Source organism: Flavobacterium sp. CYK-55 (genome assembly GCF_018413465.1).
Taxonomy (GTDB): Bacteria; Bacteroidota; Bacteroidia; order Flavobacteriales; family Flavobacteriaceae; genus Flavobacterium.
Genome location: NZ_JAHCDK010000003.1, coordinates 15,144 through 39,724, shown reverse-complemented (window position 1 = coordinate 39,724; position 24,581 = coordinate 15,144). Strand labels below are relative to the sequence as shown.

The 24,581-nt window shown below is 40.7% G+C and carries 12 protein-coding genes; 6 read left to right on the top strand and 6 right to left on the bottom strand.

The window, feature by feature from the left end; genetic code table 11:
• Positions 1-28: 28 nt before the first annotated feature.
• Positions 29-1,246: a hypothetical protein gene (locus KIH23_RS04735; protein WP_213211524.1), complete on the bottom strand. Its 1,218-nt coding sequence runs from the start codon at positions 1,244-1,246 to the stop codon at positions 29-31.
• On the bottom strand, positions 1,246-1,833 hold the full coding sequence (locus KIH23_RS04730; protein ID WP_213211523.1) for a Crp/Fnr family transcriptional regulator: 588 nt from the start codon (positions 1,831-1,833) through the stop codon (positions 1,246-1,248). Before KIH23_RS04730 ends, KIH23_RS04735 begins: the two co-directional genes overlap by 1 nt.
• A 138-nt stretch (positions 1,834-1,971) precedes the next feature.
• On the opposite strand from KIH23_RS04730, the gene KIH23_RS04725 reads away from it, so the two are divergent.
• The 4 genes from KIH23_RS04725 (at position 1,972) to KIH23_RS04710 (ending at position 6,441) form a co-directional block, all read left to right on the top strand.
• Complete coding sequence (locus tag KIH23_RS04725; RefSeq protein WP_213211522.1) at positions 1,972-2,340, top strand: hypothetical protein; 369 nt, start codon at positions 1,972-1,974, stop codon at positions 2,338-2,340.
• Positions 2,341-2,446: 106 nt separating this feature from the next.
• Positions 2,447-3,295 (top strand): hypothetical protein, encoded by an 849-nt coding sequence (locus tag KIH23_RS04720; protein ID WP_213211521.1) that lies wholly within the window; start codon positions 2,447-2,449, stop codon positions 3,293-3,295.
• A 43-nt stretch (positions 3,296-3,338) separates the two neighbouring features.
• The gene (locus tag KIH23_RS04715; protein ID WP_213211520.1) at positions 3,339-5,333 is read left to right on the top strand and encodes a TonB-dependent receptor domain-containing protein; all 1,995 of its coding nucleotides are present in this window, start codon (positions 3,339-3,341) and stop codon (positions 5,331-5,333) included.
• Between the two features lie 388 nt (positions 5,334-5,721).
• The gene (locus tag KIH23_RS04710) at positions 5,722-6,441 is read left to right on the top strand and encodes a hypothetical protein (protein WP_213211519.1); all 720 of its coding nucleotides are present in this window, start codon (positions 5,722-5,724) and stop codon (positions 6,439-6,441) included.
• 323 nt (positions 6,442-6,764) lie between these two features.
• On the opposite strand, the gene KIH23_RS04705 is transcribed toward KIH23_RS04710, so the two are convergent.
• The 3 genes from KIH23_RS04705 to KIH23_RS04695 all read right to left on the bottom strand — a co-directional run bounded on the left by KIH23_RS04705 (position 6,765) and on the right by KIH23_RS04695 (position 11,276).
• Complete coding sequence (locus tag KIH23_RS04705; RefSeq protein WP_213211518.1) at positions 6,765-7,388, bottom strand: TrmH family RNA methyltransferase; 624 nt, start codon at positions 7,386-7,388, stop codon at positions 6,765-6,767.
• Positions 7,389-8,135: 747 nt separating this feature from the next.
• Positions 8,136-9,749, bottom strand: a complete 1,614-nt coding sequence (locus tag KIH23_RS04700) for a T9SS type A sorting domain-containing protein (protein ID WP_213211517.1) — start codon at positions 9,747-9,749, stop codon at positions 8,136-8,138.
• Positions 9,750-9,806: 57 nt separating this feature from the next.
• Positions 9,807-11,276 carry a M43 family zinc metalloprotease gene (locus KIH23_RS04695; RefSeq protein WP_213211516.1) on the bottom strand — a complete coding sequence of 490 codons (1,470 nt, stop codon included), beginning with the start codon at positions 11,274-11,276 and terminating at the stop codon, positions 9,807-9,809.
• Between the two features lie 592 nt (positions 11,277-11,868).
• On the opposite strand from KIH23_RS04695, the gene KIH23_RS04690 reads away from it, so the two are divergent.
• Positions 11,869-14,046 (top strand): TonB-dependent receptor, encoded by a 2,178-nt coding sequence (locus KIH23_RS04690; protein ID WP_213211515.1) that lies wholly within the window; start codon positions 11,869-11,871, stop codon positions 14,044-14,046.
• A gap of 207 nt (positions 14,047-14,253) precedes the next feature.
• Entirely contained in the window at positions 14,254-22,941 is an 8,688-nt protein-coding gene (locus tag KIH23_RS04685; protein ID WP_213211514.1) for a T9SS type A sorting domain-containing protein, read from the top strand.
• A 183-nt stretch (positions 22,942-23,124) separates the two neighbouring features.
• Here the strand turns inward: KIH23_RS04685 and KIH23_RS04680 are convergent, their stop codons facing one another.
• Entirely contained in the window at positions 23,125-24,555 is a 1,431-nt protein-coding gene (locus KIH23_RS04680; protein WP_213211513.1) for an ATP-dependent RecD-like DNA helicase, read from the bottom strand.
• Positions 24,556-24,581 lie beyond the last annotated feature (26 nt).

Below are 24,581 nucleotides of genomic sequence, written 5' to 3'. Positions count from 1 at the left end.
ATAAAGTGCCTTTTTTTTCAGAATCTTTTTATTTTTTTGATACCGACCCAACCATGCCTATCAAACCAAATAGCATAACCAAAGCTACTACAAAGAGAGTTTCGTTTTGAAAGGGAATCAAGGTATAACTAAAAGAAGCGATTCCTTGAATGCCCAATACAATCTCATTGCATACCACACCCACAACAAATACAACAAAGCTTTTTTTCATGATGGATGTGTTGGGCAACAGTTTTTTGGCCAATAGGTAGGTGAGCAAAAAAAGACTGATGACCATCAATAAAACCAAATGCAGATAAGCAATAACAATAGGTCTAAAACCAAAAGCTAGTTGACTGACTGAAGGGATTACTGAGGCCAATTGCAAGGCCATCTTTACAGTCAAGGCCAAAGCGACCAATGCGAAAATAAATCTAAGATGCGGTGCTAAACTTGCAAATTTATTTTTTTGTGTGGCCAATACAACTTGTAAAAGCTTGAGCCAAGCCAAAGTTTGAACCAAGGCTGCCAAAACCACAATTATATAAACAAAAACGGGTAAGTCTAGCCAAAGTATCGACAGTCCGTAGGCGGGAATACAACTGATGAACAAAGCCCAAAAGCATTGGTTATATGTTTTTTGCTCATGGGTTTTAAGGTTTAAAAAACCTATCAATAAGCCTGCGCAGGCAAAGAAAAACCAGCCGTTGTACTGAAAATGCAGGTAATAATATATAGAAGCTAAATATTCGTTTTGGTGGATGTTTTTGGTGGCCATCATATAAGCCAATGCAAAGGTGCCAACTGATGAAACTACATTAAAAAACAAAGCCGCTTTAAACCATGGCAAGGCAGGTTGGCCGAGCATCAATTTTGTAGAATCGCGCCAAAACCAGAAGGCAAACACATACGAGACAACCACTGATAAACTCGAAAAAACAATAGAAAAAAATCCGTATCCCTGAACCGTAAAAAACACCAACATACCATAGGCACACACCAAGTGAATAGCCAAAAGCCAAACATATTTTGGTGAGAAAAAAGCATTAGCATTTAATTTTTTACTCAGCGTATAAATCATCAGAACCATCAAGGTGTGGCTCACCCAACCTGAAAACGCAAAATGAGAGTGTGCGTGTTGTAGGCTTTTTTGATTTAAATACGGAAATTCAAAAGCAATTTTGTAGCGCATCAGCAAGCCAACCAAGGCCACAATCAGCAAATTAAAGATTGAAAACTTAAGCCAAAATTTAGCTTGATAAAGCATCAGAAGTATATTTTATGATTGATAATATCGATTTTGTTTTCGGCTTTCATTTTTGATAAAGCGCGAATCACGGTTTCAACGCGCAAACCCGTAAAATTGGCAATTTCCTGGCGGGTAAAAGGCACCAATTCTTTGGTAGAATCACTGCTTTTTTTGTTTGAATTTAAAAAAGCTAAGATTCTAAATTCTGGTTTTTGATTGATGATGTCTTTAGAAGTTTTGGCTTTGCTGTGAATGCGTTGCGCCATTAAAATCAAGAATTTCTTTTGAATACTCGGATACTCGTCCAATATTTTTAAAAATTTTTCTTTTGAAAGTTTGATGATCGTAACATCTTGAAAGGCGGTAGCAGTGGCCGGATATTTTTCGTCAATAAACAACGGAGGTTCACCAAAACTTTGACCGTTACAGAAATAGCCTTGAGTGAATTCTTTTCCGTCATCATTTGAGTTAAACATGCGCACACATCCGTCTATTACCTGAAAATAAAAATGAGCGGTTTCGCCTTCATTGATGATTACTTCGTTTTTTTTGTATTCTTTGGCCAGAGCACCCCAGGTAAAAAGTAAATCTAAATCTATTGCCATATTGTTTGATGTGTCTTACAACCTTTGTAGTTTTTCAGAAACTCAGAGTTTGAGGTTGTAAATTTAGTTCTCATAAAATTAAGAAAAATATGACTCAGGTCATAAGAAAGACTTTTATGGCTCAATTAAATTTGTAGTGTGAAAAAGTTAATCCTCATAATAGCACTACTGATTTTTTTCAAGCCTATGTTGCCCATCATCAATTATTGGGTGCATTATGAGTACATTGCCCAAAACCTGTGCGTTAACAAATCTAAACCACAGCTGCATTGCAACGGTAAATGTCATCTTAAAAATCAATTGGCCCAAGCGGCTGACACCTCAGATAAATCAAATTCTTCAGACAAAAAAAGTAATTCGGTTACTGATGAAGTTCTGTATTTTCATCAAATTGAAATATTAAAAGTCGTACAAACCTATTTTATCTATAAAAAACCAATCGGCGATTGCTATTCTAATCATTACTTTCACTTGAATAGTGTTGCCTTTTTTCATCCTCCGGCATAAAAGTTTACATTTTAGTTTATCGGTCGACTCACTGGCTTTGAGCTGAGCCGCAAGCATCGGTTAAAACAACCGAACAAAATTCTATTGTCTAAAAAATATAACTTTTATGAAATCAATTCTAAAATACACAGTCCTTTTTGGGTTGTTCCTAACCCTATTTACCGCATGTTCAAGTTCTGATGATGCGCCAAAAACAAACGAACTCAGCGGGCTAACCAAATTCAAAGAAATCACCAACGACACACACATTATTGAGCTATACGCTGCTAAAGGTTCGCTAGCACAAGGCTATAATGAAGTTTCATTGCGCATCAAAAACAAACAAACCGGAGCGTATGAAAAAAACGCAACAGTTACTTGGCAACCTTTGATGCATATGGCAATGATGAGCCATTCATGCCCTTTTTCAGCAATACAAAAAACCACTACCGACGGAACGCTGTACAAAGGCTATATGGTTTTTCAAATGGCACAGAACGACACCGAATATTGGGATTTAAAAGTTGATTATACCTTAGACGGCGTAAATTACAGCAGTACATCGGTTATTGATGTTCCGGCATCAGAATACAAAAACACAACTACCTTTACCGGTACAGACGGTGCCAAATACATCATGGCTTACATTGCTCCTCAAACGCCTAAAGTAGCCGTGAATGATTTTAAAGTTGGGCTCTGGAAAATGCAAAGTATGATGTCATTTACTACCGTTGATGGTTATCAAATTAATATTGACCCGAGAATGCCCAGCATGGGAAATCACGGTTCGCCCAACAATGTAAACGCGACACAAACCAAAGCCGGCGATTTTTATACCGGTAAATTATCGCTCACCATGACCGGTTACTGGAAAATAAATATGCAACTGCTTAATACTGCCGGCGAAGTCTTAAAAGGCGAAGCTATTACAGAAACCCAAACCGACAGCAGCCTGTATTTTGATTTAGAATTTTAAATTTTTCAGGCCCTTTGAATTTTCGGAGGGCCTTTTTAATATTATGTTACGATTTTACACCATCCTTTTATTTTTGTGTTTGCGTTATACAGTAACAGCACAAAAAGAGGTTGACTCTTTACCTCCGAATACTTTAAACGAAGTAATTGTTATAGCGCCCAAAAAACAACTCAACGAAAAGCAATTTAAATCGTTGGCTACCCTTGACGAGTTTCTGCAAAAAGGCGGTAAAGTCAATCTTATCAGACGCGGAACTTATGCTTGGGAACCACTGATCAACAATATGGCTACAGAAAGAACATTAGTAACCATTGACGGTATGAGGATTTTTGGCGCTTGTACCGATAAAATGGACCCGATTACCTCTTATGTAGAAATATCCAATTTGGCACAGGCTGATTTGTGCTCTGGCCAACAAGGAAGTTGTTTTGGCGCAACCATTGGCGGCAGCTTAGATTTAAAACGAAATGCAAGTTTCTTTAAAGAAAAAGGATGGGATTTTGGGCTCAACCACGGATTAGAAGCCAATAATTTACACCAAATAGCTGGTTTATCGGCCACATACTCACATCCGACTTATTATATAGATGCTGATGTAACTTATCGAGAGGCCGGCAATTACTTTGACGGAAAAGGCCGTGAAATAGCCCATTCAGGGTTTAAAAAAATAAACGTTTCTAATACTTTGGGTTGGAAATTCAGCCCGAACAAGCTGATCGAAACTTCAATCATTTATGATCGTGCTACCCAAGTTGGCTATCCGGCCTTGCCTATGGATGTATCGCTGGCTCAAGCATTGATCAGTTCAGTTAAATATGCCTCAACGATGGCTCAAGTTCCTACGAACAAATTTGAAGCTAAAGTATATTACAACACCATTACCCATCAGATGGACGATACGACCCGGCCCGAAGTTCCAATTCACATGGATATGCCCGGCTGGAGCAATACCGGCGGTTTTTATGCTCAGTTAGAACGAACTAAGGCACAACATCAATGGCTTTTTCAAGCAAATTCATTTTATAATCAGTCAAAGGCTGAGATGACCATGTATCCGAAAAACCCAACCGAAAAAGAAATGTTCATGTATACTTGGCCAGATGTGCGCACTTGGTACAGCGGATTGTTCTTACAGGATAATTACACCTTGAATTGTCATTCAGAACTCAAATTAACGGCTTCAGTCGGAAGACATCAAAACACAGTAGCGAGCCCATTTGGCTTGTCAAGTTTACAGATATTTTATCCGGAAATGTCCCAACAAAAAAATCGATGGCTCAAAAGCTTCGGATTGCAGTATCGCCTTCAGCATCGGTCATTGGAATACAGTTTTGGAACCGCTTATTCTGAGAGAGCTCCGAGTGTTTCAGAAGGCTACGGATTTTATCTGTTCAATAGTTCTGATCGGTATGATTACATCGGAAATCCAAACTTAAAAAACGAATCTGCTTTTGAAATCAATGCATCAGCAACGTATAAAACGCCCAAAATACTTCTTAAAATAAGCGGAAATACATTCCGCATTCAAAATTACATCATCGGAGCGCCCGACCTTGATTTTATTCCGATGACCATCGGCGCTTCTGGGGTAAAATGGTATCAAGCAATAAATTATGCCACATTGATGAACTTTGATTTTATCGCTCAATATAAAGCATTTGCACATTTAACGTGCACTGCACAAATCAAATACAGTTCAGGACAAGACAGTCATAACCATTATTTACCGCTCATTCAGCCATTGGCTTATCAATTGAGTTGCAATTGGAACCATCAAAAATTTTCGGCTACTTTTGAGGCTTTGGGCAATGCCACTCAAAACCATTACGGACAAACTTATGGCGAACATAAAACAGCTGATTTTGGCATATACAACCTCAGCAGTTCGTATCAATTCAAATGGAGTCAAACCCAATTGCTCATAAAAATCGGAGTCGAAAACCTTACCGATCAATATTATACAACCTATTCTGATTGGAATAAAATTCCTAGAATGGGCAGAAACGCGTTTATAAATTTAACCGCACATTTTTTTTAATATAAATTATACAGCTAAAAAAAAATAAAGAACTTTTGACAATCTAATGATCAGATTATCAGCAATTATTCTCTTTTTATACTCGAAAATCCCGATATAGATTTCCCTCATAACAAATACCCTCGGTTCACCTGAGATTACTCCTGCGCCTTTAGACACGCTACGCTGTGAGAAGCAAGAAAAAAGAATTGCAAATGAATTTGAATTTAGAATAATACTTCAAACTCAACTTTTGAAACTCCTGGTACTAGGCTGACAAACATCTTGTTTGGACACAACCCCAGCCTATTTAATTTTATTAGATTTGTGGTACCTTGTATTGCTGTAAAGAAGCAACCGGCTCATTGGTAAATCATAAAAAAAATTACAAAAACCACCATTACCCAACATGAAAAACCATTTGTTACTTATTGTTTTTTGTTTTTTTATTCAAAATGCAACAGCCCAAAAAGTTGTGTTTATTAGTCTAGGCGACACGCTTCAAAAGCCTGAATACCAACAATTTATTTATTTGACAGACAGTACAGATACCAGCAACATCATCGAGGTTGGAAAAGTTAAATGCACCGGAAAAATTGACAATGTCATTGTATTGTTTAACGCCATCCGAACCCGAGCCCTCCAATGCGGAGCCAACGCATTTAAATTTGAAAGTTTTAAAAAAACCGAGCCTGAAACCGCAGAATTGGTTCTTTCACTTTACTACAACGAGGACGACTTATTTGATAAAAACGCTGAATTACTCCCCAAAAACAAGATTTATATTTTTGGTCATCAAAACCTGTTGTCAAACAAAAGCCAAACCTTTAAGCTCAACGATGACAAATATGAAGTCAAAGCCGGAACTTACCTTGTATTTGACCGAAAACCCGAAGGAATAAAAATCAGCAAAGGTGGTTTAACGGGTGAAACAATGTACATCAACCCATCAGAAGAAGGCTTTTGTAAGTTTTTGAGCTTTTCGAGTATTGACATCAACGGTGCGCAAAGTTATCCGAGCAACGGTGGTGTGGCTGTTAATTTTAACACCGGACGCATCAATCACATTGAGCCAAATTTAGCCCTTGCTTTATTAAAAATTTACCGTCAAATAGAGGTGGCTCAATAAAGTTGAAGAATGGTTTTTCAGATTTCAAAACTGCCCTCTATAGCTTAAAAAACACAAGGGCTTAAGGCACTCTTAAGGCACCTTTGTAGCACTCAGAGGGCAAAAAACAACGTTTTTACTGGGCTAACAGCCGCCTTACTGCCTTAAGACTGCCTTGAAACTGCCTTAAAACCCCTCGCAAAAAAACACGAATCTTGATTTAAGACAGGCCCAAAACCTCAATGTGAAAATAGATGATTTCCTGGGTGTGTAGTGTAAAGCATATACGGCTTTTGGGAATTGGTTTTTGGGTAAAGGTTAGAGAGAGATTGTTGGCAGTAGTTTTATTTATCTGATTTAACTTTCGGATCATGTTTTATTGCTCGCTTATTATTTCTTTGATAAGCTCTTCGCTGTTTTGTTATTTCATAAAGAACAATTCCTGTTGATGTTGCAAGATTAAAACTTTCAATAATTCCACACATTTCAATACTTAAACATGCTTCACTATTTTCAACTGCTACATCACTAATTCCCTGTGATTCATTCCCAAACCATACAGCTAATCTTTTTTGGATATAATTTCCTTCTTGCAATATCACATTGGTTCTTCCTTTTAGGTGTGGCGAAGTTACAACCGAAGTAAATTTCTTGTTTTTTAAATGTTCAATACATTCTTGAGTACTTTCAAAAGTTTTAACAAAAGTCCATTTTATTGCAGAAACAGATGGCTTCATGAGAGATTTACTTTCTCTCATTTCATCCCAATCTTTCGGTAATCTTTTTTTGCTGTCAACAATATATAATTTTTCAACACCAAGTGCATTAATGTTTCTAACAACAGTTCCGATGTTTTTTATATCGTGAGGTTCTTCAAGTACTGCAATTAAATTTTTGCACCGAAGTTCTTTTATTTCATCGGCTTTTTTTCTTAATGAACTTTTTTCCGGTTTATGAATTTCTTCCATTTTACGATTTTTTCATAATTACAGCCAACGGTCTCTTACTAGACGCGCATTGCAAAACAGCAAACAGCGCAAGCTTGGCTAAGATAGAATTTTGTTCGTGAAAAATTGGCATGAAACTAATAAAACAATAAAGAGAGTTAATGACAAGACTCGCTGCGCTATAGACCGCTACGCTTTGAGAAACAAGAAGAAAGAGAGGTTTTTAATTACGAATGATGAATTATGAATTACGAATGGGGCTTTAATCTAAACTTCTTAAACCTTTTACACTTTTTAAACCTATATTGGTTTCTCAGTTACACCAATGCTTCATCGTTAATCTTTATGCGCAGCATCTCAGGCACTCAGGCACTCAGCAAATTACAAATGGGGCTTCAATCTAAACTTCTTAAACCTTTTACACTTTTTAAACAGAAATTGATTGTTGCGCTTTAGGACTGAAGATAATTTGAAAATGAGATAATTTGAAAATTTGAAAATTTGGAAATGAAATGATTCGTATGACTGAATGTCTCGACTAAACTTCTTAAACCTTTTACACTTTTTAAACCTGTAGCGGCTTATTGGTGAAGTGCAGTTGCTGAGCTTATCGACTGCGCTCGGGGTGACAAAGCATCAGTTTACACCGTGGTTTCAACTCAACTTTTTAAACCTTTTACACTTTTTAAACAGAAATAGACCGCTGCGCAGTATGAAGTATAAATATCTTTATCTGTAAGTTAATGTGAGCACAACCAAGGGTATCGTTTACTTTTTTATGACCTTAAAGGTAACTTCTTGGCTATTTTGGTTTGAGCATTTTAAAAAATAGACTCCTATAGTGCCGTCTATATCTAAGTTAACTTGCGTAGTATTGGTGTATTCCTTTTCAAGAATGAGCTGCCCCAAGGTATTTACTAAGGAAACATTTATGGTTTTGTATACCTCATGAAAATCGATCAAAATATGCTCAGTAGTTGGGTTGGGATAGACTGAAATGGCGGTTGCATTAAAATTATTCCTGGTTAATTGATCAGAGTTCAGTTTTACCAGCCAATAATCTGCCAAGCCTCTTGAAATTTCTGATTTATCACCGGAATTTGATGATAAACTGGTTCCGGCAATTGTTAAACTATCATCGATGATGTTATAACAGTGATCCGCATTAATTTCATTTTCAGTTCCTCCAATGGTTTTATCCCAAACAACACTTCCGGTTGGGTCTATTTTTACCACCCAATAATCATAACCTCCTCTTGAGTTTTCTGTTTTCTCACCTGATGCATTTGAATTTGACACGCCCGTTATATAAAAATTTTGTTGATTGTCTTCAGACAACCCTTCTAAATATTCACTACCTATACCGCCCAGAGTTTTGTCCCAAAGGATATTTCCTTGAGCATCTATTTTTACAATCCAAAAATCTTGTTCTCCTCTGCAATTTTCAGATTTATTTCCCGAAGCATTTGACTTTGATACTAAACCTAACAGATAGCCCCCATCTGAGGTACTTATAGCACTGTCCAACTCATCAAATTGAGCTCCTCCATATTTTTTCTGCCAAAGGATGCTTCCGTCCATATCTAGTTTTACGATCCAAGCGTCTACACCTCCAAAACAAACTCCGTTTTGATCACCGGATGCATCACAATAAGTATAACCGCCAATTAAATATCCGCCATCTGATGCGTTGATCGCAACAGTAACTCCATCGGTTAATTTACTCCCTACGGTGTTGTCCCACATAATATGGCCTTGTGCATCAAGTTTTACCACCCAATAATCAAAATAGGTGTAATAAGGCAAGCCAAATGCAAAGCCTACATTGTTTTCTGTTTTATCACCTGTATTATCCGATACCGAACTACCCGCCAATAAATAGCCGCCATCAGGAGTTTGTATGATTGAATTCAATAAATCTGAAAATGCCGCACCAATGGTATTTTGCCATTCTATGCTTCCGTTAACATCTAATTTAATGACCCAAAAATCGTTAAACCCATTCGTGTCTTCGGTTTTATTCCCTGAGCTATTTGAATCTGAACTTCCGCCCACCAAAATGCCTCCATCAGAGGTTTCAATAATAGTTGGCCTGCTTTCGTTATTATTACCTCCGAAGTCTTTTTGCCATAGTATATTGCCTGATGAATCTGTTTTGATGATCCAATAATCCGATTGTCCGTAGTTGGTTTCGGTTTTATTGCCGGAAATTCCCGATTCAGACTCACCACACAAAACATAACCACCATCTAGCGTTGGTATTATTTTATTTAATCTTTCATTATTTGTTCCGCCAAAGACTTTTTGCCATTGAATATCGGGCGCTTGGGCGTTGACCAGCAAAGCAAACGAGAGGTACAGTATAGAAATGTAGATTTTCATGTTGCACAAATTTAAAGGATTGGTTTAGTCAAAAGAGCAAACCAATCCTTTTTCTTTTTAATTTTTAAAAAATGCTTGTTCTACTTTCGCACCAGAAGTTGTAATTTTTTTTAGGATATAGTAGTATTGTTCCATCAACTTATCATATAGTTCCGGATCTTTTACTTCTATCTCATTAAGCTCTTTAACCGAAATGTTCATAGAACCCAAAACAGCCATAGAATATATGGTTCCAGATTCATACGATTCAAAATTACAATTGCCAATCACACTACTGATGACACCGATTCCTCCGCGAATTTGATTGCTTATTGATGGAATTTGAACTCCAATAGCATGATCAAACGAATTATCATAATTAAATTGCTCATTGGCAGTTTGACTGACCGGGCCATTATTTACGTCATAGAAAATTTGCTGATAACCCGGCTGAAAACGTAGCCTGTATATTTGTTTGCGACAAACAATTGCCCCTCCAAGTTCGGGCTGGTCATTAATACTGATTACATCACCTGCGATAACTTGAGCATCAAATGGCTCATACAAAGCAGCAATATCCGTTTTAGCTGAATCAAGCCCAGATAAATACCCCAAATTAGTAGAACTGTTTTCAATATAGTTGCGCATTCTAGTGATTTGCCCGTCTGTAAAATTCCAACATTGGTCAACAAGCATGCTATTGTTCATGTAATTACCTGGCGTAACACTTAGATAATGTTCTGAATAGCAATTTACAAGGCTAGGGTCGACAATAAAGTTTTGACAATTATTTATCAGCAGCGGTTGAGCTTCTGTATCAACCACTTCGTCACCTGCAATATCTGCATTGTATATTGACGGATCGTCATTGGGAATTCTATTGACCCTTTCACATTGAGTAAATACTCTTATTTCTTCATTTCCTGGGATGTCAGGATAATGACTACCTACCTCATAAGTGTGATATAGAGAAAAATTGTGTGCTACTTCATGGGTCAATACATAAGTTAGAAAGCCTAAATTTTGAGGCATTAAGTAAATAAGTGAATAAATGCTTTCTACACCACCAATCTTTGCAGTAGAGTCTATGCTGCCAGCATAGTTTACAAAATAAAAATTCAAAGCATCGGGTTCTCTATAAAATTGAAGCGCATTCCATTGATCATCGGAACCTGATATCTCTTGGACATTATTATCAGACGTGTTTTCTACTCTAAACCCTGTATATTTAAAGTATATATTGTATGGATTATATTGAATGTTAAGTATTCTAACACATTCCAGAAATCTTCCTTCAATTTGTTGGTTACTTCCTAATTGATTGTTTTCCGAACCATCAACAAAAGTATGTCCATTTTCGTCCTTGAATAAAGTGAAGAAAGCATTAAGAACATGGGGGGTATTACTTGATGGTGGTATCTGACTTTGATTAGCTAATCGATTAATATTTGGAGTTATCGGTATAAACCCATTTGTTTTGCAACCAAAGTTCTGTGCGTTCACGAATTGAATTATGATGGCTAAAAGAATTGTCATTATTTTTTTCATGTGGAGTATATTTAAGATTGTATTTATTTTGAAGTCGATAAACTCTTTGTTATTATCGTGGATTAGGAGTTTGACAATCCCACGAGTAAAGCTACTTTTTTGGGGTTCTTTTGGATAAATTAAATGATTGTTTTTTATCATGCTACTATTTCAAATTAAAACAAAAAATCAGTCCTCAAAGCCTATTTGAGTTGCTAAATATGAAACAGTAAAAAGTGGTGAGTGTAGTAAATGTAATGATTTTAGTTAGAGAAGCAAAAAAAGTTTCTTAAAGGATAAAGCTGGGCTGAACGATGAAAGAAGGAATTTTAATTACGAATTATGAATTTGGAGTAATGATTCAAAAAATACTCAGTGAAATAAAATTGTAAAAAGTGCATGTCACATTCATTGTGCGCAGCATCTCAGGCACTCAGGCACTCAGCAAATTACGAATCGGGCTTCAATCTAAACTTCTTAAACCTTTTACACTTTTTAAACCTATATCAGGCTCTCAGCCGCTCAGGCTCCCATCCCAACCAACCTAGGGTATCTCCCTTTTTAACTGTTATAAAGCCAATTTCAAACTAAACTAAACTAAACAAACGTCCGTATGAAGTATCCTTTTATTTTGCTGTTGGTTCTGGCCTTTAGCTTAAATTTTTATGCCCAAGAAAAAAGCGTTGACCTTGAACCCATTACCATCAAAGGCAGAAAAAAGAACATCAAAGAGCTTTTCGAGTTTAAAAAACACGCTCAAAGTACTGAAGTGCTTGATGCCAATGACCTCAACCGAAACAACCCCGCTTTTATTGAACAAAGTTTAAATACCATGGCCGGAGTTCAGGTAGATAAACGCACCCAATTGGGCGGTCAGCGCATTGTGATAAGAGGCTATGGCAACGATCAAAAGTTCAACAATTGGGGCATTAAAGCCTATTTAAACAACATGCCTTTGACCACGGCCGATGGAACAACAATTTTAGACGATTTTGATTTTTCAATTCTGGATAATCTTGAAGTAATCAAAGGGCCGGCCTCAAGTCAATACGGTTCAGGGGTGGGCGGAACAGTACGATTTTATACAAAAACGCCTGCTGATGAGGGCATATCGGTAGAACAAAAAACCACTACCGGAAGTTTTGGGCTTTTTCAGTCGAGCTCTAAAGTGAACTACAAAAATGACAAAGCTTCGATGTTTTTGAACTATGGACATTTAGAGTCTGACGGTTACCGACCACACGGGGCTAGTTTAAAAAACTTTGTGAGTTATTGGGGTGAATTTTCAATATCCGAAAAAGCCAAAATAAGCCTCTTTACAGGGTTTAACAACTCATATGAGCAGGTAGCAGGGCAAATTTCGTATGCCGACTATTATGCCGGAATTGACAACGGAAACAGCGCTTACCTCAAAAAAGATGCGGGCAATTTGATCAAATCAACGCGCTTTGGAGTATCTTATGAAAATCAGTGGAACGCGCATTTTAAAAACACCACTACTCTATTTTATTACAACTCTGATTTTACCAGAATTGCAGCCGGTGCTTATGAAGTAAGCAAAAACCCGAATTATGGCTTGCGTTCGGTTTTTACCCTAAAAAATCAATTCGGAACCAACTGGCGCAATGAATTTAATTTTGGAACCGAAATGCAAGAATCAACTTCATTGATTTCAAACTACCGATTTCTGGGCACCGATGATAGTAATCCGTTGTTGGTGAGCAATATTGCTAAGGGGTCGTATTTTAAGTACACCAACAATCAGTTGGCTTTTTTTATTGAAGAGCGATTGCAGTATGAGCCTTATGCGCTTGGGCTGGTCTTTGGGCTCAGTGCCAACAAGATTAAGTTTGACCGCGACGATTTGCTGGCTTTGCCGGGTTTGGTGGCTAATTACAACAAAGACTTATCATTTACTAAATCATTCAACACGGTGCTGAATCCACACATAGCTGTGCAAAAAACCATCAAAAATCAGGTGGTTAATTTGAGTTACAGCTTTGGATATAATGCGCCTACAGCAGCTACTTCGTTCATCAGCGCCATCAACCAAACCAATGATCAGTTAATGCCCGAAAAGGCCAGAATGATTGATTTGAGTATTCATGGATTGTTGTTTGACACCAGGTTTGACTACCAAATTGCGGTATATGATATGCAAATTCAAAACAAGCTCACCCAATTATCGGCCATCAACCCACAAGGAGGCGCAGCCTATACCTATTGGGCCAACACGGGCAACCAACAAAACCGGGGTATTGAACTGAGTTTGGGCTATGTGTATACACCCAACGAAGGCCATTTTTTAAAATCGATACAACCTTTTACAAGCCTGAGCATCAATGACTTTAAGTACAAAGATTTTGCTACTCAATTGGGCTCAAACCTAACCGATTATACCCACAAAATGGTGGTGGGTGTTCCGAGTTCAAAATACACTTTGGGGTTGGATATTATATTCAAAAAAGGTTTTTATGTGCAAAATACCTTTAACCGCGTAGGCAATGTTTATACTGATTTTGCCAACACCAACTCAGTACAAGGTTTTGAACAATACAACGCTAAAATAGGCTATCAAAAATCGTTTTTAAACCAGAAACTCGTCTTGGATATTTATTTGGCCGGCAATAATTTGACCCACAAAATCAACTATACTTTTTTATTTCTGGGCAACAGCATCAATGACTCTGACACGGGCAGTAATTATCCGGCCGGTGTAGCCACCGATGTGAATCCGGGTGCTTCAAAAGCCTATTATTTTGGTGGGGTAAACATAAAATACAGCTTGTAGTATAAGGGCTATTTCTGTTGCAAAGCAGGTTACTGAAAAAAAATCAAAATATATTGCTCTGTTGGGCTAGGGTATTACCTGAATTAACTGTTGTTTAAGGGTACGGATTTTTCAATTTTTATCTAACAAAACTACCTATTGCCCCGGGAAGTTGATACAAGTTCAAAAAACCAAACACAACTACACTAAACCACAACAACCACGGGCATGAATAAAAAAACTACACCTCATTTGTATTTAAACAAATCAATCGTTTTAATTCTGCTCATGATGGCTAACTTGGGCTGGAGTCAGCTCACAAACAAAAGCACCCATGCTGCAATGCCCAATGAGCAAGTGCACAACAAATCTAAAGAGTGGGTAAGCACAACTTCAAAAGGCCATACTCCATCGGCTAAAATGCCTGCCAATACGATCAATACACAAGCAATGGCTATGGGGGGCAATGCCTCGTTTATTCAAAACGTGGGTCAATATGGCTCAACCATGAAAGGCTATGAAAACCTGGGCAACATTAAATTTGGTTATGAAGGCTTAGATATGCCGATTCTTTTTACGCCCAAAGGACTCATTCATTTGCATCGTGAATACAAAAGGATTTCACATGAAGAAGAAGAAAAACTAGAAAAACAAGGTATACCCGAAGAAGAAATTGAACGTCGATTGGTGATTACTGACCGCGTCATTACCCTAGAATGGGTAGGTGCCAATGAGCAAGCCGAGATTATTGCCGCCGAAAAAACAACTGATTACCACACCTATGGTATGCTTCAGGAAAAAGCATACGGCTATAAAAAAATCATTTATAAAAATCTATATCCGGGCATTGACCTCGTGTATAGTTTTACCAACCAAAGCCTACTGGGTTTTGAATACAGCTTGCTCGTAAAACCCGGTGCTGATATCAGCGCTGTAAAACTGAAATACGCCGGTGATGTCAAAAAAATAAAAACAAATCGTCAAGGTCAACTCATTATTCAGTCTGACCTTGATGGCATTTTATCAACGGTTCCGGTGAGTTATTATGGCGAAACTTTGCGCCCCGAGGCTACAGCCGCTTTTAAAACAACCTATCATTTGTCGGGCAACGAGGTTAGCTTTTCATTCCCGGAGGGTTATGACCCTACCCAAGCACTTGTTATAGACCCGTTTGTCAGCAGCACCAGCAACCTTACCGGTGCTAATGCAGGCAAAGCGATTGATGTAGATTTTGACTACAATGGCAATGTATACGTGGCCGGCGGTGGGAATCTGGTTACTTCATTTGCCGCAGGAGCCAGTCATAAACACGCCAAATACAGCAGTGCCGGTGTACTCGAATGGACGTTTAGCGGGGTATTAACCATACCGTCGTGGCAAGCCGATTTTTACTACGGAGGCTGGGTAGTTGATAAAGCTACCGGTAATTTATACATAGGTCAAGGTTATGCAACCAATGGTTTTAGGGTAATCAGACTCAACACCACAGGTTTGTATGACAATTATATTTCTGACGGCGACCCTGCCTTTCAAGAAGCCTGGAAGATGTATTGGGCCTGTAATAATGGTTCCCCGCAAATTATTTGTGCCGGAGGGGGTACCACCGGACCCACCAATTTTGCTTATTGTTCACCGCCTTCAACTACCTTGAGTGCTGCGGTTAATTTGACGGGTAGCGGAGTAGTTGGTCAAGATATGACCGATTTGATTGTTGACCCGGTGACCAATAGTTTGTATACCATTTATGCCTCGCCACTTGACCCTTCTACCGGAAACAAAATATACAAAACCAATCCGCCCTATAGTTTTGCCTCAACGGCTTGGAGTACGGCTACCGGATATCCGAGTGTGATTAATGAATTGGCCAATAGGCCTTATTTGTCGGCCGGATATAACGACAACTCCTCAAATATTTTAGGTCAAAATGCCACGTATTTGTTTTATTGGGACGGACAACATCTAAAAGCCTTCAACAAAACCACCGGGGCTGTGGCCGGAACTCCGTTGACCATAGGTGCCAATGCTCTTTTGATGCAAGGAGGTGTTGTGGCCGATGCGTGTAATAATGTATTCATCGGAAACACCAACGGAACCATAAAAGTCTACCTCTTTGACGGTTCTACTTTTAATGATGCCGCAGCAGCTGATATTACCATATCGGGATACAACACCAATGTGTATGATTTAGCGTTAGATGAATCAAAAAAATTATTATACGCCAGTGGCGATGGCTTTGTGTCGTCAATTAATATTGCGGCCTATTGTCCAAGCACTATCTACACCTTAAATGCAGCACCTGATTGTGCAACAGCCAGTGCCTCGGCTACCATAAGCCCTTCTCCACCCGCTGATGCTACGGTGAATTATGTTTTATACAATGGTGTGACTCAAGTGGCCGTGATCAATACAATCGGCAGTAATCCGGCAGTATTCACAGCCCTTAGTCCGAATGTCACTTATGCGATTGTTGCTACAGTTAATTCAGCCTGTAGCGGCGTACAAGCTACCACCCAATTTATACTTCCGGGCCCTTCCATTGCTTATACACAAACCAATACGAGTTGCGGAGCCAACACCGGGAGCATTAGTGCAACGGGGTCGGGCGCATCTGGGCCTTATACCTATAGTATAGACGGAGGCGCATTTCAGCCCAGCGGAATATTTACCGGATTGGCGGCAGGCATTCATACACTTGAGGTCAAAGCGGCAGGCGGATGCCCAAATACTGCCACCGTAAACATTCTAAACAGCAATGGCCCGGCTGTAAGCTTTACACAAACCGATGCCACTTGCGGAAATAATTCAGGTACGGTAACCACTACTGTAACGGGTGGCACCACGCCTTATCAATACAGTATAACTGGAAGCATCAGCTATCCGTATCAAACCGGTAATTTCTTTACCGGACTTACTGCGGGTCAATACATTTTAACCGTAAAAGATGCTGCCGATTGTATCAACAGCGCCATAGTAACCATCACAACCAGTCCGGCCATCATTTTCAACGCCATTCCGGCATCAGCTACTTGTGGCCAAAACAACGGAACCATCACGGCCTTTGGCAGTGGCGGAACTGCTCCGTTGCAATACAGCATCAACGGCAATACTTTTCAGGCAGGCAATATTTTTAACAATGTAACACCGGGTACTTATACCGTTTTTGTCAAAGATGCCATTGGCTGTAACAGCTCGGTTACCGTTACTGTTGACAGCAATCCGTTGCCTACCATCTCAGCCACCACAACCAATGCGGCCTGTGGCAACATCAACGGAAGCATTACCGCCAGCGGTTCGGGTGGTGTAGCACCGCTGCAATACAGTATTAATGGAACTACTTTTCAGGCCAGCCCGCTGTTTAGCGGATTGTCGGCCGGAAGTTATACCGTAACCGTCAAAGATGCCACCGGCTGTCTTGACACCACTACAGTTTTGATTGGAAGCACCGGAGGTCCGAGTGCCTCTGCTACCTCAACTCCGGCCAACTGTGGCGCATCAAACGGAACCATCACCATTACCCCTACCGGCACAGGACCTTTTACCTACAGCATCAACGGATTTACTTATCAGGTGAGCAACACTTTTACCGGTGTAGCTGCGGGCAATTATTTTGTTTTTGTCAGAGATGCATTGGGTTGTGTCGGAGCAGCCATTGTGGTTGTAAACCCTGTGGCCGGCCCATCGATAAGCGCGGTAAGTACCCCTGCCGCTTGTACGGTTAATAACGGAACCATTACCGCTACCGGTAGTGGCGGAACTGCCCCACTACAATACAGTATTGACGGAGTAACTTATTCATCGAGTAATACTTTTAGCAGTTTGGCACCCAACACCTATACGGTTTATGTAAAAGATGCCAGCGGTTGTATCAAAACCACTACCCTAACGGTTGACAATGCATCGGGATTGACCCTAGCTTTAAGCGCAGTATCGTCATCATGTGGCAATACGGGTATCATTACCGCAACAGCCGGTGGCGGAGTTGCGCCTTTGCAGTATAACATCAATGCAGGGGCGTATCAAGCCAGTAATGTGTTCAGCGGGTTATCACCCGGAACTTATACAGTTAATGTTAAAGATGCCAATAATTGTATCGTAACCAAACAAGAAATCATAGAATCATTAACCGGGCTGAGTCTGAGTGCCTCGGTGGTTTTGCAAGCTACTTGCGGCGGAAGTAATGCGGTAATTGAAGCCATCGGTAGTGGCGGATCGGCACCTTTGACCTACAGCATCAACGGAACCACTTATCAAAGCTCGGGTACTTTTTTGAATGTGGCCGCGGGCACTTATACGGTTTATCTTAAAGATGCCACAGGCTGTATCTTTACCCAAACGGGTCTGGTAGTAACCAACAGCGGGGTTGGCCCGGGCATTAGTACCTTTACCTTTACGATCAAAGATGCCTTGGTTTGTGATGGCACCTTGGGAAAAATTCAAAACTTTAAAGTCAACGGTTCTAGTTGCAGCTCATGTACGTTTAGTTTAGATTTCGGGCCGTTTCTTTCGGGAAGTAATTTTATTGATATTCCCCCCGGAGATCACTATGTAATAGCCATGAACGCTTCGGGTTGTACCAAACTAGTTCCGTTTACCATCAGCGATACCAACGGAGCTACTGCAACTGCTACAGTTGTTGGTGCTCCTTGTGGGTCTAGTACCGGTCAAATTACCCTAACCGGAATCAATGGCGATGGCAGCCCACCTTATCATTACAGCCTCGACGGCGGAATTACATGGTCACAATTTAATTCTACCGTAACCCTAACCGGATATGCACCGGGCACTTATACCATACTTATTGCCGATGATTCAGGCTTTGACCCGGACCCTCCCGGCCCTAATTGTATGAACACCATAACCGTGACCGTACCTGCCACTACAGGCAGCCCTACCTTATCAATAACCCCGACCAATGAATCCTGCGCGTTGGGCAATGGCAGTATTTCAGCCGTAGGCTCCGGTGGCAGTGGCGCTCCCTATTCGTATAGTTTGAATGGTGACCCATATCAGCCCGACGGAGATTACTTTGGGCTCACAGCCGGAACTTATTCGGTGAGTGTAATGGATGTGGCCGGGTGTATCAAAACCTCAACTGTTACGCTAACCAACAGCGGTGGGGCCACCCTTAGTGTTTTGAGTTCAGATACCTCTTGCGGTTTAACCAATGGAATGATCACAGTAACCGGCAGCGGTGGTACAACTCCGTATCAGTACAGCATTAACGGAACTGTTTTTCAAACCAGTAATTTATTCAACAACTTACCTTCAGACCTGTATACTGTTTATATAAAAGATGCTGCGGGCTGTATTGATTCAACCCTTGTTTTGATTTCAGTGGGCGATGTGCCAACCGTAACTGCCTTTACAGTAGCCGCAACTTGCAGCAGTAGTGACGGTGCTATTTTTGCCACGGGCGCACTGGGTGTTAGTCCGTATCAATTTAGTTTAGATGGCAGCGTATACCAAAGCAGCAATATTTTTACCGGCTTAGCCGCCGGTTTTTATACCGTTTATTTAAAAGACGCCCGTGACTGTGTGGTAACCACCGGTATTGCGATTGGCAATCTGTCGGCAGCCAATTTTACAACTTCGGTAGTAGCAGCTACTTGCGGAGATCAAAACGGAAGCATAACTGTTACAGCCTCAGGCGGTACGCTGCCGTATAGTTATAGTTTTGACGGAGGTTTAACTTTTTCGGGCAGCAATACATCGGGCTTGTTGTTTCCGGGCACTTATACTGTAATAGTACAAGACGACAATGGTTGTTTGACCACCAAAGTAGTTTTGGTAAATGATACACTAGGACCGCAAAACTTAACAGCTCTTGTGACTAATGCCACTTGCGGATTAAGCAATGGTACCGTTGAACTATCGGTTATTGGGGGCACACCGGATTATGAATACAGCGCTGATGATGTAACTTATCAGACCAGTAATTTTCTCACTGATTTTGGGCCCGGAACTTATACCGTTTGGGTTCGAGATGCCAACCTATGCAAGAAATCAATAACGGTAACCATCTTAGATTTAGCAGGAGCTACCCTTAGTGCTACAGCCACCCCAACCAGCTGTGGTGCCAATGACGGAACCATTACTGCCACTGCCTTGGGCGGAACACTACCCCTTTTGTACAGCATTGACGGAGGCGGCAGCTTTCAGAGCAGTAATATTTTTACAGGTTTAAATGCTGGATTCTATGATGTGGTGGTGCTTGATGGCAATGGTTGCCCGAGCAATATCGTGAATATTGAGGTAGAAACTTCAGGAGGTGCATTGAGCCCGACCCTGAATTGCGGAGCCTCGACCACTTCATCGGTCATTTTTGAATGGGCAGCTGTAGCCGGAGCAACCGACTATGAGGTATCGTATCAAATCAATGCTGACCCGGTGATCAATATCGGAAGCATCGGAAATGTACTTTCCTATGAAATAACCGGTTTAAATGAAAACGATACCGTGGTGATTACCTTAACCCCTATCGGTGGTTCGGGCAGTTGCTATATGGCTGCAACCGCAACGTGTTCGGCCTCCAATTGTACACACCCAACGGCCCAAATTAGCCCAGACCAAACCATTTGTAACCACGGAACGGCTACTTTTAGCATTGCTTTGACCGGAACAGCTCCGTGGAATATTACCTACAGCAATGGCAGTGTGCAAACCACCATCAACAACGTCAACACGAATCCGTATGTTTTAAGTGTTACTGATATTACAGCCGATGAAACCTATACCATTACCGCTTTGAGCGATGCAACCTGTAGCGCATCGGCAGCCGACATGACCGGAACAGCAGTAGTAACTGTAATGAACGGAACCCCGGGACTATGGACCGGACTGGTGAGCAACGATTGGTTTGATTGTAGAAACTGGGCCGGAGGATTACCTTCGGATACTATTGATGCGCAAATTCTGACCGGCCCGGCCCGTATGCCGGTAATTGACCCGAATACATCAGTTTATGCGGCTTTATACAGCAATATTGCCTGGGCAAGAGATCTTATTATTGACCCTACAGCCTCTGTGACCATGGCAGCTAATTCAGATTTATACATCAGCAGAGATTGGAAAAACAGCGGCACCTTTACGCCCGGCCAAGGAACGGTTACTTTTATCGGAGCCACTACAAATCAAATACAAACCATCAACGCAGGCATCAAAACCAATGAGACATTCTATAACCTTAGCCTAAACACATCAAACGGAGCCAAAGGAGTTAGTTTGGCTGATGGTTATGAGCTGACGGTTTCAAATTTATTATCGCTGCAAAGTGGCGATATCCGACTTACCGGCGAAGCGCAAATTGTTCAATCGGGATTGGTGGCTAACCCTACCGGCGGTACCGGAAAAATCTACCGCGACCAACAAGGTACCCGCAGCAGTTATAATTACAATTATTGGTCATCTCCGGTGAGTGCCAACGGGCTCGATTATAGTATTGGTGATGTACTTAGAGACGGATCTGATGTAATAACTAATTCGTTTAATCCGGGCTTGATTAATTTTGGAGCAGGGCCTAATTTTGCCGATGGAGCGCTCTCAAGCCCCATCAATATAAGTGACTATTGGTTGTTTAAATATACCAGTGTTAGTACAGTCTATGCCGGTTGGCAATATGTGGGCAGTACGGGTAACATAAAAGTTGGTGAAGGTTTTACGATGAAAGGAACCGACGGAACTGCCAGTATTACAGACACCCAAAACTATGTGTTTGCCGGTAAACCCAACAACGGAACTATGCTTTTGAACATTGCTCCGAATCAGCTTTATTTGGTTGGAAATCCGTATCCGTCAGCCTTAGACGCCGATGAATTCATCAAAGACAACATCAAGGATGGAGCCGGAAGAAACAGCACCAATATATTTAATGGAGCATTGTCATTCTGGAATCATTTTGCAGGTCAAACCCATATTTTGGCCTCGTATATTGGCGGTTATGCAACCTATACTTTGATGGGTGGCGTTCCGGCTATATCAAATGACGTTTTGATCAACCACAATGGTGCCATCGGAACCATGATTCCGCAAAGATATGTTCCGGTAGGGCAAGGTTTCTTTGTAGGAACCATATTAGATCCGTCATTGGTGGTCAACAATCCAAACCTAACTACAGCTGTAACCGGCGGGCCTATTGTAATCAAAAACAGTCAGCGCGCCTTTCAAACCGAATCAGTTGCTCAGTCAGTATTTATGCGCTTACAAAGCAACAAGGCTACCAGAACAACCAACCAAAACAATGACCTCAGACCTAAAATCAGATTGCGTTTTGATGCTCCGAATGGTCTTCACAGACAACTCTTGGTAGGTGCCGACGGCCATACTACCGATTTATTTGATTTGGGTTATGATGCTCCTATGATGGACATCAACAGCGACGATATGTATTGGGTGTTTAACGGAGGTAACTTTGTCATTCAAGCGCTTTCAGATTTTAATCCCGACAGAATTATTCCGTTGGGTGTTAAAATTACAAACCCCGGACAAGCAACCTTTAAGATTGATGCCCTTGAGCATGTTGCGGAGGCCACCGAAATTTATGTTTTTGATAATGTTACCGGTATTTACCACGACATTAAAAACCATGATTTTGTTATCGCGCTTGAACCGGGTGTATATGATCATAGATTTTCATTGCGCTTTAGCGTTGAAACTCTTGCAAACGATGATTTTGCTGCAAGCCCATTGCTGATTAATTTTACCAACAACAACAATTGTCTGAATATTCAAAACAACGATGTAAATACGGTTGTTGAAAAAGTGTACTTGTACAACATAGTAGGTCAAATCATTGCAGAATGGAAAGTTGAACACAAAAGCCATATTCAAATTCCGATCCGAAACATCAGTCAAGGAACTTATTTGGTTAAGGTCAAAACATCAAACCGCTTTGTGAGTACAAAGATTATGGTTTATTAGAGCGGCTGAGACTCTGAGTGACTGAGATATGGAGCAATTGAGATACTGAGAACCTGAGAAGCTGAGAGATTTTGAGTTACAATACAGTTTCAAACCAACATTCAACCACAAGATGGTCTGTATGATTACACGCTGCATTCATTATGCGCAGCTGCTCAGGAGCTCTTATTCTTAGGTACTTTACTATTCTTCTTCAAAAAACTCATCTTTAAACCCAATCAAATACAATTTTTCACGAGCACGGGTCACCGCAGTATACAGCCATCTAAAGTAATCGCTGTCTAAGATTCCCTCAGGCAAATACGGTTGCTCAATAAATACATTGGCCCATTGCCCACCCTGCGATTTATGACACGTCATGGCATAGGCAAACTTGACCTGCAAGGCGTTGAAGTATTCATTCTCTTTGAGTTTCTGCATCTTTTTGTACTTTGAAGGCTCATCTTGGTAGTCTTTGAGCACTTCTTCATACAAGCGGTTGGCATCATCATATGAAAGCGCAGGTGATTCACTATTCAGCGTATCAAGCAACAAAACCGTTTCAATGGGGCGCTGATCGGGGTAATCAACCATTCTGATTTTGACTTGGGCAAAGGTGAATTCGTAGAGTTCTTTGATGCCAAAAACCTGCATCACTTCAATAATATCGCCATTGGCCATAAAGCCGGCTTGGTCAGTTTCAGTAAGCCAGAAGTAATTGTTCTTGACAATCATCAAATAATCGCCGGTGGCAATCTGGCTTTCTTTGTCTAAGATACGCGAGCGAATTTGCTGGTTGTATAAATTGGCGCGCTTGTTTGATCGCACAATAAAAGCCGTGTCTTCAATGCTGTATTGGCTATATGAGCTGTGAATGGCATCTTGAATATCATAACCATCGCTGAGCCTGATAACATCAGGAAAGTCTTTGATTTGAAATCGGAATTCTTCAAAGAATTCTTCAAAAAGTTGGTCGCGCAATTGGGTGGCGTTGTAGAGAATTCCTGAATCTTCTTCTTGACGCATGACTTCGTCGAGCTCAATATGCACCACGCGTTTTTGATAGTGCAAACCCAGTAAATCAATATTGAGTGCCGGTGAGTCAGAGGCATTCACCGGAGGCAACTGGGCCGAATCACCCAGTAAAACCAATTTGCAATTGGCACCCGAGTATACATATGAAATCAAATCATCAAGTAAAGAACCGTTTTCATACAGGCGGCTTTCGGCAGGTGCATCTGATATCATCGAGGCTTCATCTACAATAAACAAAGTGTCTTTGTGTTTGTTGGGTTGCAGCGTAAAGCTCATACCGCCGCCGGAGTTCTTTTTGGGGAAGTATATTTTTTTGTGGATTGTAAAAGCCGCTCTGCCCGAATACTGCGCAATGACTTTGGCCGCGCGTCCGGTGGGTGCGAGTTGTACTGATTTGTATCGGATATCTGAAAGTGAGTTGACCAAGGTGGCAATCACGCTGGTTTTACCGGTTCCGGCGTAGCCCTTGAGTACAAAGATTTCATCGGTTCGGCCATTGGTCGCAAAATCGGCCATGAGCTGAAAAAAAATATCCTGCTTGACCGTGGGGCTGAACGGAAACTTTTGTTGTAAGATGCGGTAAAAAGCAGTGGCGCTCATGAATGAAGTTTAGTGGCAGCAAAGTA